This is a genomic window from Micromonospora reichwaldensis (assembly GCF_031845925.1).
In the GTDB taxonomy this organism is placed as follows: Bacteria; Actinomycetota; Actinomycetes; order Mycobacteriales; family Micromonosporaceae; genus Micromonospora; species Micromonospora reichwaldensis.
Window position 1 is genome coordinate 1 of sequence record NZ_JAVRFL010000049.1, and the last position, 16,272, is coordinate 16,272.

The window sequence follows — 16,272 nt, forward strand, 5'->3', positions numbered from 1 at the left end:
GTCATGGCGGAGGGGAAACGCCCGGTTACATTCCGAACCCGGAAGCTAAGCCCTCCAGCGCCGATGGTACTGCACTCGGGAGGGTGTGGGAGAGTAGGACACCGCCGGACAATCGTTCAGTTCAGGGCCACCCCGTATGGGGTGGCCCTGAACTGCTTTCCGGACCTTTTCGCGGCTCACGAGCAGCGGAGCAGTCGCGCTCCGCCGCCGGGAAGCCCGCCAACGCCCCATTTATCAGAGCAGCTCCCCGAGGGGTGCACCCGACTCACGGCGGCACGCTCTCAGCGAGACACGACCCACGGTGAGAGCCCCGGCACCCGGTGGCGGCCGTCCAGGTTCGCCCCGACCCATTTCGCCCTGACCGCGCGGCCTGAGGGCTGACCGGTGACCTGCTCACGGCCTTTGGCGGTCGCTGGCCGATCGGCGCGCGATGGCCGCGGTCGTCGCTGGGGTGGGAGCAGTGGGAACGGCTAGCGTCGGCACCAGAGCCAGCACCAGAGCCAGCGCCAGCACCAGAGCCAGCGCCAGCGGCGGCGGCTGACTCGGCCCGGCACGGCCTCGCGTCGGCACCGCTGGCGCGGGCGGGGCGCGGGCGCAGGCGTAGGGACGATGTTCGGCACCTACGAGGGCCGTGACGCGGTGCGCGTACCACAGAGAAGCCCCGCCGGCGACGTGGCCGGCGGGGCTTCTCCGAGCGGGAGTCAGGCGGCCGTCAGGACGGCTCGCGACCGCAGATGAAGCGCGGCTCGGCGGAGTAGCGCCAGGAGAACTTCTCCCGCTTCACGACCTTGCCGTCCTTCTTGAACACCCGGTAGGCGTCCTGGGTGAAGCCCTGGCTGCCGCCGGCCGGGATGCAGGTGGGACCGGGCTCCAGGTAGACCGTCTTCGGCTGGGTGATGTTGCGGCGCGGGGTGTACTCGGTCTTCACGCTGTCCCAGATCTTGGTGCTCCAGATCGACACGGTGATCGAACTCGACGTGTAGGAGGTGTCGATGAGCACGCCGTGCTCGGTGTTGTTGCGGAACCTGAAGTCCAGGTCCGGCCAGAAGATGGTCGACTCGATGACCGCCGGGTAGCGGCTGAACCAGTACGAGTGCGGCTTGTGCTCGACGTCCTCCAGCCCGGCGTAGTACGTCGCGTTGAACAGCGTCGTGGTGAACTGCGAGGTGCCGCCGCCCACCCCCGGGACCAGCTTGCCGTCGAGGATGACCGGGGCGTCCCGGTAGCCCTGGGCGTAGCCGCGCTCGCCGGTGTGCCCGTTGAGCGAGAACGTCTCGCCGGGCAGCACCACCGTGCCGTCCACGTCCTTCGCGATCGTGACGATGTTCTGGCTGCGCGGCGAGGAGAGCCCGCCGGTGAACCGCGTGGTGAAGGTGGAGACCCGCTCCTTGATGCCCAACCCGGCCAGCTTCGCCGCGGTCAGCTCCGGCTCCGCCGGCTTCAGCTCGCCGGTGACCTTCCGGTCGTCCGCCTCCGGCAGGACGGCGAGCAGGTCGCGGCCCAGGGCCGCGCTGTCGAGCTGCTGCCCGGGCTTGCCGTCGACGACCTTCGGCTTGCCGCCGGAGATGGTCATCCGGGCGTCCCTCGGCGGCACCTCGATCGTGGCCAGGTCGTCGCCGAGCGCGGCCCGCAGCCGCTTCACGTCGACCTGCGGGGTCAGCTTGCCGGCCTTGTCGGCCGTGAACCGGAGGCTCCTCGCGATCGCCTTCGGCGGGATCTGCACCGAGCCCTTGCCGGTGGTCAGCGTGACCGGGGCGGCGACGGCCGGCTTCGCCAGTTCGGCGACCAGCCGGTCCACCTCCTCGGCGGTGGTCGCCGGGTGGGTCTCGACCAGTGGCACGGTCACCGGCTGGCCGGCGAGCCAGCCCTCCCGCACCACCTGCGCGGAGCGTTCCGGATCGAGGGCGAGGCTCGGCTTCGGGTGCACCGCCTTCGGCGTGGTGCCCTTCCAGGTGATCGCCGGCATGGTCATCTTCCGGCCCTGGTCGCCCACGACCTTCTCGAGGGCGGCGTCGAGCCGGGCGGCGTCCACGGTCACCACCGGCTGCACCGCCCGGGACCCCACGAGCCGGTCGACGGCGTGCGCGTCGGCCTCGGCCGCCGCCGCCACGGTGGCGTCGACGTCGACCGCTAGGCCGACGGTGGCCGGGTCGATCGTGGCGGTCCGCTCGCCGACGCGTACCGACAGCGGGGCGTTGAGCGCGGCGGCGCGGCGTTCGAGCTCCGTCCGCAGCTCCCGGGCGGCGTCCGCGCGGCTCCGGCCGCCCAGCTCCGCGCCGAGCACCGTCGTCCCGCGCGGCACGTCACCGGCGTACGCGTAGGCGCCCGCCCCCGCCACGGAGGCCAGCACCGCCGTGGCGGCCCCGGCGGCCAGCAGCAGGCGGATCCGGCGGGACCGTGACCCGCCCGGCCTGCCTGCCGGCGCGACCGGCTCCGGCTCGTCACCGGGCCAGGTCACAGCCTTGACCTGCACGGTGGGCCGGTCGTCGGCGGGTGGAGTCTTCTCGCCGTACAGCGTCACGGTCACCTCGATCGGACGTACCACAACGGGGGAGCGCGCCTCCGCCCGGAAGCACCTACGGTAACCGGCGCCCCGGCGGGCCGGGAGCCAGCGCCCCACCCTTCGCGTCGCGGCGTGTCGCCCGGCGTGTCGGAGGCACCGGCCGGTCGTCGGGCCGGGCGGCCGGCATGGCACGGTAGGGAACATGGGAGCGGACGAGGCGGTCCTGGCGTACGGGGGCGGTTGGCTGGACCGGGCGGGGGAACTGCGTACCGACCCGGAGCGGCTCGCCGCCCTGCTGGCGGACCCGGCGAGCACCCTGCTGCCGCTCTGGCGGGACCGCTGCCTGGTCGCGGGGGACGTGCCGGTGCGGCTGACCGGGGAACGGGCGGCCAAGGCGCTCACCGTCGCCGACGAGACCGTCTTCCTGGGCATGGACGAGGGCGCGGCCGTCTTCGCCGTCGACCTCTCCGGGCTGCCCGAGGCCGCCGCCGTCGAGGTGGCGGAGGCGGGCGCCGCCGTGGACGTCCGGGCGCTGGTCGGCCGGCTCGACCCGGCCGGGGCGGCCGTCCAGGCGTACGCGCGGGGGCTGCTGCACTGGCACCGGCAGCAGCGCTTCTGCGGCACGTGCGGGGCGTCGACCGTCGCCCGGGGCGGCGGACACGTCCGGTCGTGCGCGCGGGCGGACTGCGGCCGGCTCCTCTTCCCCCGGATCGAGCCGGCCGTCATCGTGCTGATCGAGGCGCCCGGCGCCCCCGACCGTTGCCTGCTGGCCCGGCACGCGGGCGCGCCCGAGGGCGCGTACTCGACGCTCGCCGGCTTCGTCGAGGTGGGCGAGAGCCTGGAGGACGCCGTCCGGCGGGAGATGGCGGAGGAGGCCGGGGTGACGGTGACCGACCTGGCGTACGTGGGATCGCAGGCGTGGCCGTTCCCGGCCGGCCTGATGGTCGGCTTCCGGGCCACCGCCGCGTCCGAGGAGGTGCGGGTGGACGGCGAGGAGCTGCTGGAGGCGCGCTGGTTCACCCGGGACGAGCTGCGCCGGCGGGCGGCCGCCGGACGGCCGCTGGGCCGCGCCGACTCCATCGACCACCACCTGCTGCACTCCTGGCTGGCGGCCGGGGCCTGACCGGGCCAGCTCCTCCAGCGCGCCGTGGTCACCGCCGGTGTTTCAGCGGACGAGCACGGCGATCGGCGCGGACGGCGTGCCGGTGTCGATGCCGTCGGTGGCGGCGACCCGGAACTCGTAGCGGTGCCCGCGGACCAGCAGCACGGCGGTGAAGTCCGTCCCGCCCACCGGCACCGGGTCCGTCCGCCATTCCCCGCCGGCCGTGACGTCGCGGACCTGGACGCGGTAGGCGAGGCCCGGCCCCGCCGGACGCCAGCTCAGTCGGGCCTCGCCGTTGCCGGCCGACGTCGCCGCCAGCCCGGCCGGCGTGGGCAGCCGAGGGACGGCCCGGACCGGCCTGCTCTGCCGCCCGGCACCGGCCTGGTTGGCCGCGGCGACCACGAACTCGTACTCGTGTCCGTTGCGCAGTTGGCGGATGGTGGCCCTGGTGCCCTGCACGGGCACCTCCTCCTCGGTGAACTCCCGCTCCCCGGCGGTGAGGTCCCGCCGGTAGACGCGGTGCCACCCGCCGGGACTGGCCGACCGCCAGGTCAGCTCCACCTCGCCCGTGCCGACCTCCGTCACCCGCAGGTCGGTCGGCACCACCTTCGGCGCGCTGAAGGTCGCCCTGGCCCGCACCGGCGGGGAGAGCGGTCCCTCGCGGTCGCGGTCCACCGCGCTGACGGTGAACTCGTACTCGTGGCCGTGCTCAAGGTGGCGGGCGAGGTGGCTCGGCCGGCTCTCGAGTGCGGGTGGGCCGGGTCGGCTCTGGCCCGCCGTCAGGTCGCGCCGGTAGACCCGGTAGGAGACGCCGGGACCGAGGTTGGCCCAGTCCAGCCGGATGTCGCCGTCCGGCTGGGCCTGTGCGGTCAGCCGGGCCGGCGCGGCCGGCGGGCTGACCGACGCGGTGGCCCGGACGGGCGTCGAGGGCGGGCTGTCCCCGCCGCCGCCGACCGCCACGAGGGTGAACTCGTACGTCCGGGCGTGCCACAGCGAGCCGACGGTGGCGCTGGTGCCGGTGAACGTGCCGACGAGGGCCGGTTCCCGCTGCCCCGCCGTGACGTCGCGCCGGTAGAGCCGGAACACCTGGACGAACGGGATCGGCTCCCAGTGCACCGCGACGTCCCCGGTGCGGCCGGCCTCGGCCCGCACCCCGCTCGGCGGCGGTGGCGGCGGCACGGTGGCGGTCATCCGCGCCACCGGCGAGGGAGGGCCCTCGCCCCGCCGACCGACGGCGGTCACCCGGAACTCGTACTCGTGGCCGTTGACCAGGAAGTCGGCCGAGGAGCGGGGCTCGGCGGACGGCTCGCCGATCCGCACGAAGTGGGTCTGCCCGGCGGTCACGTTCCGGCGGTGCACCAGGTAGCGCAGCTCGTCATCGACCGGGACGGGCCGCCACCGCAGCTCGGCGTTGCCCGCGCCCCGCGCTTCGGCCGTGAGTGCCGCCGGCGCCGGCGGCACGTCGGCCCGGTCCGGCCGGGGGCGGGGCCAGTCGACCTCGACGAAGCGCGGCCGGTAGAGGCCGGCGTCGGCGTACGTCACGGCGTCGTCGACGTTGTTGACGTTGTAGGAGATCAGCAGTTTGCCCGGACGGGCCAGGTCGGGGTGCAGGTCGGCGTCGTAGACGAGATGCCCGGCGTCGGTCTCGGGCGCGCGGTGCAGGTAGTCCGGCCCTTCGAACGGACCCGTCGGCCCACCCGCCGTGTACGCCACCACGTCGGCGCTGAACACCAGGTTGTTCTCGTGGGTCACGAGCACGTACCGGTCGCCGACCCGCTGCACCCCGTACGACGTGCCGACCCCGCTGAGGATGCGGGCGGACCGGTCCGCCGTGGGCGCCCAGCCGGTGCCCGTCCAGAACTCCCACGGGCCGTTCAGGTCGGTCCCGGCGACCCGGGCGAGATGCGCGAACTTCGTCTCGCCGCTCGCCTCGGTGCCGTAGATCAGGGTGTGTCCGCCATCGCGGAGCAGGCTGGAGCCCCACGAGATGCGCTCTCCCAGCGGCAGCGGCCGGACCGCGACGGGTGTCATGCCGGGCAGCGCGAAGGTCGCCAGCGAGGTGCCCAGCAGGACGTGGTCCAGCGGGCCGTCGCCCGTCCGGCGGTAGCGGTTGACCAGCATCTGGAGGGTCTCGCCGACGACCTGGGCGTCGCCGATCCAGTAGAACTGGTCGGCGGCCGGCGGCGGCACGAGCGAGGCGGGGTCCTCGGCGGTGCCGCCGTGCACCGTCTCGCGCAGTTCGTCGCCCTGCTGCACCACGGCGGAGTTGTTGATGAACGACGCGGTACGGGGGCGGGAACCGTCCGGGCCCACGGGGCCGAGGAACGTGTCGGAGAAGAGCCAGAGGAGCCGGCCGTCGGGGAGCCGGACCGAGGCCGTCCGGTCGGCGCCGTTCCACCGGCCGGAGGTGTCGCCGTAACGCTCGAAGAGGGCGGTGAGCCGGTCGGCCGACATGCCGCCCTCGGCCCGCGCCCGGCCCGGTACGCCGGCCGTCAGGGAGAGCACCAGCGCGGTGGCGTACAGAACGAGCAACCAGCGGGCATGGGTGCGGGCCTTCCCTGGACCGGACCCGGTCGTGGCCGTGCTGACGCTCACCAGAAACCCCCGTCTCCTGGTTATCCGTCCCGCACTGTGACATGTCCTTCCGCTTGGGTGGTAGTGGCCGTACGGGTGCGTTTCGGCCTGCTGCCCCGTTCCTGGGCCAATGTCAGGAATCCGGTGACGACGGCCGTGACCGCCGCCGTCGCCAGGGCCGCCCCGGCGATCCCGGCGACGGTCCGTGGCACGACGGTTGCGACGGCGACCACGAAGATCACCGTGGACGCCCACAGCGGAGCGGCGGGCCACCGGACCGACGCCGCGACCCGGGCGTTGACCAGGATGAACACGACCGCGTACAGGGCGCCGGTGGCGGCGAAGACCGGGGCGTAACGGCCGGCCGCGGCGTAGTCGGGGCCGCCGGCCAGGCGGAAGGCCAGCCCGCCCGCGAGCGCCGAACCGAGCACCAGCACCGCCCCGGCACCGGCGACCAGGGCCAGCGCCGCGAACAGGGCCCGCCGGTCCCCCTTGGCCAGGCGGGGCAGCACGATCACGGTCACCACCTGCGGCGCCCACAGCGCCCCCTTGGTCAGCACGGTGCCGACGGCGTAGGTGCCGGAGACGTCCGGCGGCAGGAAGCGGCGGGCGAGCAGGATGTCGGCGTAGGAGACCACCAGCATCGCCAGGGTGGCGCCGCTGGCGGTGAGCACGGTCCGGGTGGCGAGGGAAGGCACGGCCGGGTCGATGCCGGCGTCCCGGTTGAGGCGTACCAGCAGGGCCAGCACCAGGACCGAGGTGAGCGCGCCGGCCAGCAGCGACCCGGTGAGCCCGCCGCCGAGCGAGAGCCCGGCGACCATGCCCCCGTAGCGGCCGGCGCCGAGCAGCGCCATGCCGCCGGCGAGCCGCAGGAACCGCTGGTCGCCCTGCAACTCGCCGAGCCAGCGGCCGGCTGCCACGACCGCCACGGTCAGCACGCCGAGCAGCAGCACCGCCGGGGCGGTCAGCCGCAGCTGGACGGCGGCCACCGGCAGCGTCAGGGCGAGCAGCGCGGCGGTGACGAGCACCGTGAGCAGGGTCGGTCGGGCGGTGGCGGCGCGACCGTGCCGGGCCCGGTGCACGGCGACCGCGATCTGGAGCCCGGTGCTGGCCACGCCACCGATCGCACCCAGCGCCAGGAGCGTGGCCAGCGCGCTCAGCTCCGCCGGACCGAGGTGCCGCGCGCCGAGGACGGGCACCACGTAGGCCAGCCCGTTGACGAACACGCCGGCGAGCGTCACCGCGACGCCAGCGGTGCCGAGCCCGGTCGCCCGGCCGGGCTTTTCCGAATCCGTACCCATCAACCGTCCCGTGTCGCCGGCACTCCCGGCTGTGCAACGGGCGCGCGTACAGTGGCGCCACGCCGGTGCCACGCCCGGTCAGCGTAATGAGGAGGTCAACCCTGCGGGAGAGGTCGATGCTCGTCGGGCTCGGGCTGGCCGTCACCCTGCTGGTGCTGGCTCCGCTGGCGGCACCCGGTTACGTGCTCAGCTACGACATGGTCTTCGTGCCGCACCAGCCGTGGCGCGCCGAACTCGTCGCCCCGTCCGACTCGCTGCCACGGGCGGTGCCGCTGGACGCCCTGGTGTCGCTGGCGAGCCAGGCGGTGCCCGGGTGGCTGGTGCAGCGGCTGGCGCTGGTCGCGGTGCTGCTGCTCGCCACCGTCGGCGCCGGGTTGCTCGTGCCGGCCCGGCACCCGGTCACCCGGCTGGTGGCCGCCGTCGGATACGCGTGGACGCCCTACCTGGCGGAGCGGCTGCTGATCGGGCACTGGGGCCTGCTCCTGGCGTACGCGTCGCTGCCCTGGCTGGTGCTGGCGGTGATCCGGCTGCGGGCCGGTGGACGGCGGGCGCTGCCGCTGCTGGTGCTGGCGGCCGCCCTCGCCGCGGTGACCCCGACCGGCGGCCTCATCGCCCTGGCGGCCACCGTCGTGCTGGTGCCGCGGCGCGGCGGGGGCCGGGTCGGCGCGATCGCGATCGCGGTGGTGCTGCTGCTGAACGCCCCCTGGCTGGTGGCTGCCGCCCTGACCAGGGCGGACGCCCGGAGCGACCCCGACGGGGTGGCGGCGTTCGCGGCGCGGGCGGAGAACTGGAGCGGAGCGCTCGGAGCCCTGGCCGGCACGGGTGGGATCTGGAACGCGCAGACCACGCCGGTGAGCCGGTCGTCCCCGCTGGCGCCGCTGGCCACCGCCGTCGTGCTGGCCCTGGCGGTCCTCGGCTACCGGGCGCTGCGCCACCGGTGGCCGGACGGGTTCTGCGACCGGCTGGCCGTGCTGGCGGCCGGCGGGTTCCTGCTCGCCGCCCTGGGCGTGCTGCCCGGCCTGGGCGCGTCGCTGGAGTGGCTGGTGGCCACGGTGCCGGGAGCCGGGGTGCTGCGCGACGGGCAGAAGTTCCTCGTCCCGTACGCCCTGCTGGTGGCCGTGGGGTTCGCGCTCGGCGCGGAACGGCTGGCCGGGGCGGCTGGCCGGGTCGGGCGGGCCGGCGCGGGCGCGGTGCTGGCCGGGGCGCTGGCGCTGCCGGTGGTGGTCCTGCCGGACCTGGCGTTCGGCGCGGCCGGCCGGCTGCGGCCGGTGGCCTATCCGGCGGACTGGGACGCCGTCGCCGCCCGCCTCGACGGCCAGCCGGGCGAGGTGCTCTCGTTGCCGCTGGGCTCCTACCGGGCGTATCCCTGGAACGGCGGCCGGACGGCGCTCGACCCGCTGCCCCGCTACGTCGACGCCGAGGTCCTCGTCGACGACACGCTCTGGGTGGGCACGAGCGAGGTGAGCGGGGAGAACCGGCGCGTCGCGCACGTGCGGCGGGTGCTCGACTCCGGTGCCCCGGTGCGGGCCACCGGGGTGCGCTGGGTGGTGGTGCAACGGGTGGCCGGCGGGCAGCGGACGGACCCGGCGACGCTGGTCGGGCTCCGCGAGGTGTACGCGGGCGAGGACCTGACCCTGTACGAGAACCCGGCCGCACGCGGCCCCGGCACGCGGTGAGCTGCCGAGGATTCCCCCTGCCAGGCCGGAATCGATCGTCCTCGCGGCCCTCCCCACCGACGCTACTTGGTGGTAACGTCCCGCGCACGCAGCTCACGAGGAGGAAGTCAGCACCATGCGCAGTGCTCTCTCGTTGGTTCTCGCCGGAGTGATCGCGGTCGCTCTCGGCGTCTTCGGGTCGGTGGCGCTGGCCACCACCCTCACCGGCACCTCGTCGTCCGAGGCCGCCAAGGCCGAGCAGGCCGCGCGGACCAGCTCGGACGGCGGTGGCGGCGGCGCCAACAAGCCGCTGGTCTACGGCACGAGGTAGGACGGCTCCACCGGTTCCATCTGCTCCGCCGGCACCACGCTCCGAACGTTCGCGGCCCTCGTCACGAGGGCCGCGAATTTTTCGCCCGAGATCGGCCAGGTGAAGCGGGCAGCGTGCGCCCGCGCCGCCGTGCCCATCGCGGTGCGCCGAGCGTCGTCGGTCAGCAGCAGCCGCACCTTGGCGACGAAGTCGTCGACACCGTCGGCGAGCAGGCCGGTCTCGCCGTCGACGAGCGCCTCCTCGACTCCGCCGGCACCGCGGAACGCCACCGTCGGCGTACCGACCGCCCCGGCCTCCACGATGGTCAGCCCCCAGCCCTCCTTGAGCGAGGGGGTGAGCGCGACCCAGGCGGTGGCCAGCAGCTCCCGCTTCTCGGCGTCACTGATGAAGCCGGTGAACCGGACCCGGTCGGTGACGCCCAGCTCCTCGGCGAGCTGGCGCAGCTGCGGCTCCCACCAGCCCTGGCCGGCGACCACGAGGGTGAGCCCGGGCAGCTCGCCGGTGAGCCCGGCAACCGCGTGCAGGGCCAGCTCGACCTGCTTGTGCGGCACCAGCCGGCCGAGCACCACCAGGGACGGCTGCGGGGTGCGCGGCACCGGCCCCACCGTCATGTCGGGGGTGCCGTTGTGCACGATGGCGATCCGGGACGGGTCGATGCCGAGGGTGGCCAGTTCCCGCCGGGTGGCCGCCGAGACGGTCACGTACTGGCAGTGGCGGTAGACGCGGGGGGCGAGCCAGGACTCGACCCACCAGCCGAAGCCGGCCAGCCAGCGGCCCAGCACCACCGGCCACTGCTCACGGTGCACGTGGTGCACCAGTGCGATGACCGGCCGGCGGGCGTACAGGGCGGACAGGAAGGGCAGGCCGTTGCCGACGTCCACGATCAGATCGGGGCGACCGCCCCGGCGCCGGGTCAGCGGCCCGAGGCCCAGGGCGCCGGCCAGGTAGACGAGCGCGGCGCGCAGGTAGACGGTGTGCCGCCCGCCGCGCCGCAGCACGCGTACGCCGGCGGCGGTGATCTCCTCGGCGGGGCCGGCGGAGTGGGTGGCGCAGAGCAGGGTGGCCCGGTGGCCCCGGCGTACGAGTTCACCGGCGATCCGCTCGACGTACACCTCAGAACCGCCGCCCTCCGGGTTCCGGGTGTCGCGCCAGTTGAGGAAAAGTACGTGCCGGGTGGCGGCAGGCGGTGCTTCCACACTTACTCCTACTGCCGAGTAGTCTTCGCGTCGCGTCACACTATGGGCTTCGTCACGGCCCCCGCAATGCCCGATCGGAGGCGAAATGCAGCAGGCGCCGGCCCGCCCGGAGCTGACCGACCGACCGGACGCCACATCGAGAAGGGTGTGGCGTCTACGCTTGGTCGCGGTCTGTCTCGGTTTGTCGGCCCTGGCGTTCCTCCAGGATCCGGGCATGATCGCCATCGACACCAAGGTGGACCTGGCGGTCGATCCAGCCGGATGGCTGAGCCGCGCCCTGCACGTCTGGGACCCGGACGGAACCTTCGGCCAGCTTCAGAATCAGGCGTACGGCTACCTCTGGCCGATGGGCCCGTTCTTCCTGCTCGGCGAGGTGCTCGACATCCCGGCCTGGGTGGTGCAACGGCTCTGGTGGGCGCTGGTCATGACGGTGGCCTGCACCGGCGTGGTCCGGCTGGCCGAGCGGCTGCACATCGGCACGCCGGCCGCCCGCCTGCTCGCCGGGGTGGCCTTCGCGCTCTCCCCCCGGCTGGTCACCGAGCTGGGCCCGATCTCGGTGGAGGCCTGGCCGAGCGCCCTCGCACCCTGGGTGCTGGTGCCCCTGGTGGGGCTGGCCCGAGGCGGCTCCGTACGCCGGGCGGTGACCCTGTCCGCACTGGTCGTGGCGTGCGCCGGCGGCGTCAACGCGACGGCGGTGCTGGCCGTCGTGCCGCTCGCCGGTCTGTGGCTGGTCGGCCTGCACCCGTTCCGGCTGCGGATCCGGGCGCTCGTCGCCTGGGGGCTGGCGGTGGGTGCCGCCACCGCCTGGTGGCTGGTGCCCCTGCTGCTGCTGGGCCGGTACAGTCCGCCGTTCCTGGACTACATCGAGACGGCACCGGTCACCACGGCCCCCACCGACATGACCACCGTGCTGCGCGGCGCCTCGCACTGGCACGCGTACCTCAACGGCGCGTACGGACCGCCCTGGTCGGCCGGCTGGCGGCTGGCCACCGAGCAGCCGCTGGTGGTCGCCACCCTGGTGGTGGCCGGCCTCGGCCTCGCCGGCCTGGCCCGGCGCGGGATGCCGCACCGGCGCTTCCTGGTCACCGGCCTGCTGGTCGGGCTGGCCCTGGTCGGGCTCGGCCACGTCGGCGGGGTCGACGGGTTCGGCGCCCAGACGCAGCGGGACTTCCTCGACGCGGCCGGCGCGCCGCTGCGCAACGTGCACAAGTTCGACGTGGTGCTGCGGCTGCCGCTCATCCTCGGGCTCGCCCACCTGCTGGGGCTGGTGGCACGGGCGGCCCGCGCGGGCGACCGGCCCGACGTGAACCCGGGCCTGCCACGCCTGCTCCAGCCGGTGCGGCTGCGCGCCACGCTGGTCACCGGCACCGCCCTCGTCGCGGTCGCCGGGGTGGCCGCCCCGGCGCTGGCCGCCGGACTGCCCGCGCAGGGCAGCTTCCGGGAGGTGCCCGGCTACTGGCACCAGGCGACCTCCTGGCTGGACAGCAACCTCGGCGACGACCGGGTGCTGGTGGTGCCCGCCGCCCGCTTCCCCCGCTACCTGTGGGGCAGCCCGAGCGACGAGGTCACCCAACCTCTGTTGGAGAGCCCGTGGGCGGTACGCAGTTCGGTGCCGCTCACCCCGCCGGGCACGATCCGGCTGCTCGACGCCGTCGAGTCGGCGCTGGCCAACGGCGAGGGTTCCGCCGGGCTGGCCGACCTGCTCGCCCGCTCCGGCGTGCGGTACCTGCTGCTCCGCTCCGACCTCGACTACGGACGCTCGGGCGCCACCCAACCGGTGGTGGTCCGGCAGGCACTGCAACGCTCGCCCGGCATCCGCCCGGTGCGGGCCTTCGGACCGGAGGTCGGCGGCGGCCAGCTGCCCGGCAACTTCGTCGACCACGGGCTGGACGTGAAGGTCCGGGCCCTGGAGGTGTACGAGGTCGCCCAGCCGGTCAGCCCCGTCGTCGCGTACGACGCGAAGGGCCTGACCACCGTGGTGGGCGGGCCTGAGTCGCTGCTCCAGATCGCGGCGGCCGGCCGGCTCTCCGACGCCCCGACGGTGCTCGCCGGGGATCGGCCGGCGGGGCTGGCTGACGGCCCGGTGGTGCTCACCGACGGGATGCGCCGGCGCGAGGTCGCGTTCGGGCAGCCGCACGACAACGCCTCAGCGACCATGACGTCCGCCGACGAGGCGAGGCTCGGCGCGCCCGCCCGGGACTACCTGCCGCCGTGGGGCGAGGGCCAGGCGACCACCGTGCGCTACCTGGGCATCGGGTCGGTCACCGCGTCGAGTTCCTGGTCCGACGCACAGCCGCTGGTCGGCGGCCGGCCGGCGCACCAGCCGTACGCGGCGCTCGACGGCAGCCTCGCCACCGCCTGGCGCTCGGCGCCCGGGACGGTCACCACCGGGCAGTGGCTGGAGGTGGAGCTGACCGAGCCGCAGGTGGTCCGCGAGGTGGGCATCGTCTTCGACACCGGCGCCGACTCCCTGCCCACGAAGATCACCGTCAGCGCCGGCAATCAGCAGGCGGTGGTGGAGAACCCGGGCCAGAGCGTGCAGGTCACCGTGCCCGCCGGCTACCCGACCCGGCGGGTGCGGATCTCCATCAACGAGGTCTTCGACATCCGGGCCGGCTTCGGCGGCGTCGGCATCGCCGAGATCACCATCCCGGGCGTGCGGGCCGAGCGCACCCTGGCCGTGCCGGCGCCCCCGGCGACCGCCGCCCCGGCGACCGCCGCCCCGGCGACCGTGGTGCTCACCGCCGCCGCTGGCGCCGCGCCCTGCGTCTTCGACGAGGGCCGGCCGATCTGCGACGGCGGGCTCGTCCGGGAGTCCGAGGACGGCGACCGGATCGACCGGACGCTGAGCCTGCCGGTCGCCGCCGGCTACGACGTCGCGCTGCGGGTGCGCCCGCGTGCGGGCGGCGCGCTGAACGCGCTGCTCGACGGCGGCGGGGCGGCGGCTGTCGCGCGCGGGGTCACCCCGGTGGTCGCCGCCTCCAGCGTCGGCGTCTCCCACCCCGCGGCCCGGCCGGGCGCGGTGGTCGACGGCGACCCCGCGACGACCTGGTACGCCGCCGCCTCCGACCGGCAGCCGTGGCTGCGCCTGACCTGGCCGAAGGCCCGCCAGATCGCCGGGCTGAAGGTGACCCTGCCGCCCACCGCGGCGGCGGCCCGCCCGTGGCAGGCGACCGTGATCGGAGACGGCGGCATGCGCGGCGGCGTCTTCGACGAGGGCGGCAGCCTGGTCTTCGACCGGCCGCTGAAGACGGACGAGATCACCGTGCTGATCTCCGACGTGGTGCCGGCCAACACCTTCGACCCGTACCGGCGGCTGTCACAGAGCCTGCCGGTCGGCGTGGGCGAGCTGACCGTGCTGCCGGACGGACCGGTGCCCCGCAACGACCCGGAGGCGCGCGTCACGTTCCCCTGCGGCAGCGGGCCCACCGTCGAGGTCGGTGCGGTACGGCGCCGGACGGCGCTGGTGGCCAGCCGGCGGGAGCTGGCGGAGCTGCGCGAGGTGGACGCGCTCCTGTGCGGCGCCGGAGCGAAGGATCCGCTGCCGCTGGCCGGCGGAGAGATGCGGGTGGTGGCGGCGGCGAGCCGCCTGGCTACGCCCACCCGGCTCGTCCTGACGCCGCACGCCGTGGTCCCGGGGCCCACCGACGGCAGCGCGGCCGGCTCGGCGGGCGTCGCCGGCTCGGCGCGGGTGGCGGATGCCGTGCAGACCCCGGTCCGGGTGGACGGCTGGTCGGCCACCCGGCGGTCGCTGCACCTGGACGGGTACCCGGGCCAGCGGGTGCTGGCCCTGCGGGAGAACGCGAACGCCGGGTGGGAGGCCACCGCGGGCGGCGAGCGACTCACCCCGTTCGTGGTGGACGGCTGGCAGCAGGGCTGGCTGGTGCCGGCCGGGTTCTCCGGCGAGGTGCTGCTGCGGTTCGCCCCGGACGACGGGTACGCCCTGGCGCTGGGCGCCGGCGCGGTCGCGCTGGGCGGGGTCGCGCTGGCCGCCCTGCTCCCGAGCCGGGGCGTGCCCGTGCCGGCGGCGGGGCCGCCGCGTCGACGCCGGCACCGCCTGCTCGCCCTGCTGTTCGGCGGGACTGCGCTGCTGCTGGTCGGCGGCCTGGCCGCGGTCGCGGTGGCGCTGCTGGCGGCGGCCGGCGTGGTGGCCGGCCACGCGCTGACGCCGCACCTGCACCCACCGGACCGGCGCGGGCTGCGCCGGCTGTACCGGGCGGCCGGGCGCTGGCTGCCGGTGGCCTGCTTCGCGCTGGCCGGCTGGTACGCGGTGACCCGGGGTGGGCACACCGACGCGGCGCCTCAGTTGGCGGCGGTCGCCGCCGTGACGGTGCTCTGGTTCTCCCTCGTGCTCCCGCGCCGCCGCGGCCGGGGGGCGTTCCAGCGTTGGAAGGGGCGCTCGACGGCGTAGTAGCTGATGGCGGCGAGGACCAGCCCACCGGCGACGGTGAGCACGAAGATCTCGCCCGTGTCGCCGCTGAAGTTCGGGCGGTCGCCCACGATGTAGACCCCCTCCAGCACGAACGGGTGCCAGAGGAACAGCCCGTAGGACACCCGGCCGAGCCACCGGCCGACGGCGCCGCCGAGGACGGCCTTGGTGCGGGTGGCCGGCCCGAACGCCACCGGCAGCACCACCATGACCGCCACCAGGGCGTACAGCGCCATCTTCAGCCCGAACTCGGCGGCGGTGGGCTCGGCCAGGTCGCGGGGACCCACGATCGGCGTGGTGGCCACGGCCAGGGCGGCCAGCGCGACCGACCAGCAGGCCAGCGGCGCGGCGCCCAGGTCGTCCAGCCACCGCCAGCGGTGACCGGTGCCGGTGCGCAGCGACACGTGGACGGTCGCCAGCGCCATGCCGGCACCGAACCAGCCGGCGTACGAGGGCAGCCACATGGTGTGCAGGCCCAGGTCGAGCAGGCCTGATCCCATCAGGGCCACCCAGCCGGCGGTGATCGCCAGCCCCGCCGCCACGATGAGGACGGTGGACCGGCCGGGCCGCCAGCGCCGCCGCATCAGCAGCACGGCGAGCAGCGGCAGCAGCAGGTAGAAGGTCGCCTCGGTGGCGAGGCTCCAGGTCTGGCTCAGGCCGTGGCGCAACTGCCGGGGCTCGTAGATCTGGGTCAGCGTCAGGTGCCGCCACCAGTCGCCGGCGGAGGCCGGCTGATTCTGCGGCAGCACCAGCAGGCAGACCACCACGGTCAGCCAGTAGGCGGGCAGGATGCGGGTGGCGCGGCGCCACAGGTAGCGCCGGGCGGAGGGGGACCGCTGCCCGGTGGCAGACGAGTGGGCGTACGGGCGGAAGAGCAGGAAGCCGGAGAGCACGAAGAAGACGGCGACGCCCACGTCGAGGCGGGACAACCAGCTGCCCAGCCCCGAGTCGCCGGTGTTGGCACCGGTGGCGAACCCGACGTGGTGCCCGACGACGGCCAGCGCGCCGATCACCCGTACGGCGTCCAGCGCGGGCAGTCGGCGGAGGTCGTGATCCGGAGTTGGGGCAGACATCAACCGTCCAGAGGGTCGCGTGAATATGTAACCCGGGAGTAACCTGCGGCCAAGTTTAGGGACAGGACCGCTCGCCGGACACCGGCTGACTGTCTTTGTTAGGAGGAT

At 75.1% G+C, this 16,272-nt stretch carries 8 protein-coding genes, 1 rRNA gene and 1 pseudogene; 5 read left to right on the forward strand and 5 right to left on the reverse strand.

All coding sequences use genetic code 11. The annotated features are described in order from the left end of the window. A 5S ribosomal RNA gene (gene rrf / locus RM555_RS28225) occupies window positions 1-110 on the forward strand; the annotation flags it as partial. 602 nt (window positions 111-712) lie between these two features. Here rrf and RM555_RS28230 read toward each other — a convergent pair. Further along, on the reverse strand, window positions 713-2,527 hold the full coding sequence (locus tag RM555_RS28230; protein ID WP_311414570.1) for a VanW family protein: 1,815 nt from the start codon (window positions 2,525-2,527) through the stop codon (window positions 713-715). A 178-nt stretch (window positions 2,528-2,705) separates the two neighbouring features. Here RM555_RS28230 and nudC point away from each other — a divergent pair, with 178 nt between their 5' ends. After that, on the forward strand, window positions 2,706-3,626 hold the full coding sequence (gene nudC / locus RM555_RS28235; RefSeq protein ID WP_311414571.1) for an NAD(+) diphosphatase: 921 nt from the start codon (window positions 2,706-2,708) through the stop codon (window positions 3,624-3,626). Window positions 3,627-3,668: 42 nt separating this feature from the next. Here the strand turns inward: nudC and RM555_RS28240 are convergent, their stop codons facing one another. Beyond that, window positions 3,669-6,137: a fibronectin type III domain-containing protein gene (locus RM555_RS28240; protein WP_311414572.1), complete on the reverse strand. Its 2,469-nt coding sequence runs from the start codon at window positions 6,135-6,137 to the stop codon at window positions 3,669-3,671. A gap of 83 nt (window positions 6,138-6,220) precedes the next feature. Then, window positions 6,221-7,480: a polysaccharide biosynthesis protein gene (locus RM555_RS28245; protein WP_311414573.1), complete on the reverse strand. Its 1,260-nt coding sequence runs from the start codon at window positions 7,478-7,480 to the stop codon at window positions 6,221-6,223. 86 nt (window positions 7,481-7,566) lie between these two features. Between RM555_RS28245 and RM555_RS28250 the strand changes: the two are divergent. Both RM555_RS28250 and RM555_RS28255 read left to right on the forward strand, forming a co-directional pair. After that, window positions 7,567-9,132, forward strand: a pseudogene (locus tag RM555_RS28250) (hypothetical protein); the annotation flags it as partial. Between the two features lie 139 nt (window positions 9,133-9,271). Beyond that, on the forward strand, window positions 9,272-9,466 hold the full coding sequence (locus RM555_RS28255; RefSeq protein ID WP_132238409.1) for a hypothetical protein: 195 nt from the start codon (window positions 9,272-9,274) through the stop codon (window positions 9,464-9,466). On the opposite strand, the gene RM555_RS28260 is transcribed toward RM555_RS28255, so the two are convergent. Next, a complete protein-coding gene (locus tag RM555_RS28260) occupies window positions 9,451-10,662 on the reverse strand; it encodes a glycosyltransferase family 4 protein (RefSeq protein ID WP_311414574.1) in 1,212 nt (403 codons plus the stop codon). The two genes, RM555_RS28255 and RM555_RS28260, sit on opposite strands and share 16 nt — an antisense overlap. A gap of 85 nt (window positions 10,663-10,747) precedes the next feature. On the opposite strand from RM555_RS28260, the gene RM555_RS28265 reads away from it, so the two are divergent. Next, window positions 10,748-15,073, forward strand: a complete 4,326-nt coding sequence (locus tag RM555_RS28265) for an alpha-(1->3)-arabinofuranosyltransferase (protein ID WP_311414575.1) — start codon at window positions 10,748-10,750, stop codon at window positions 15,071-15,073. Here RM555_RS28265 and RM555_RS28270 read toward each other — a convergent pair. Next, entirely contained in the window at window positions 14,965-16,164 is a 1,200-nt protein-coding gene (locus RM555_RS28270) for an acyltransferase family protein (protein WP_311414576.1), read from the reverse strand. The genes RM555_RS28265 and RM555_RS28270 overlap by 109 nt on opposite strands. Between the last annotated feature and the right edge of the window lie 108 nt (window positions 16,165-16,272).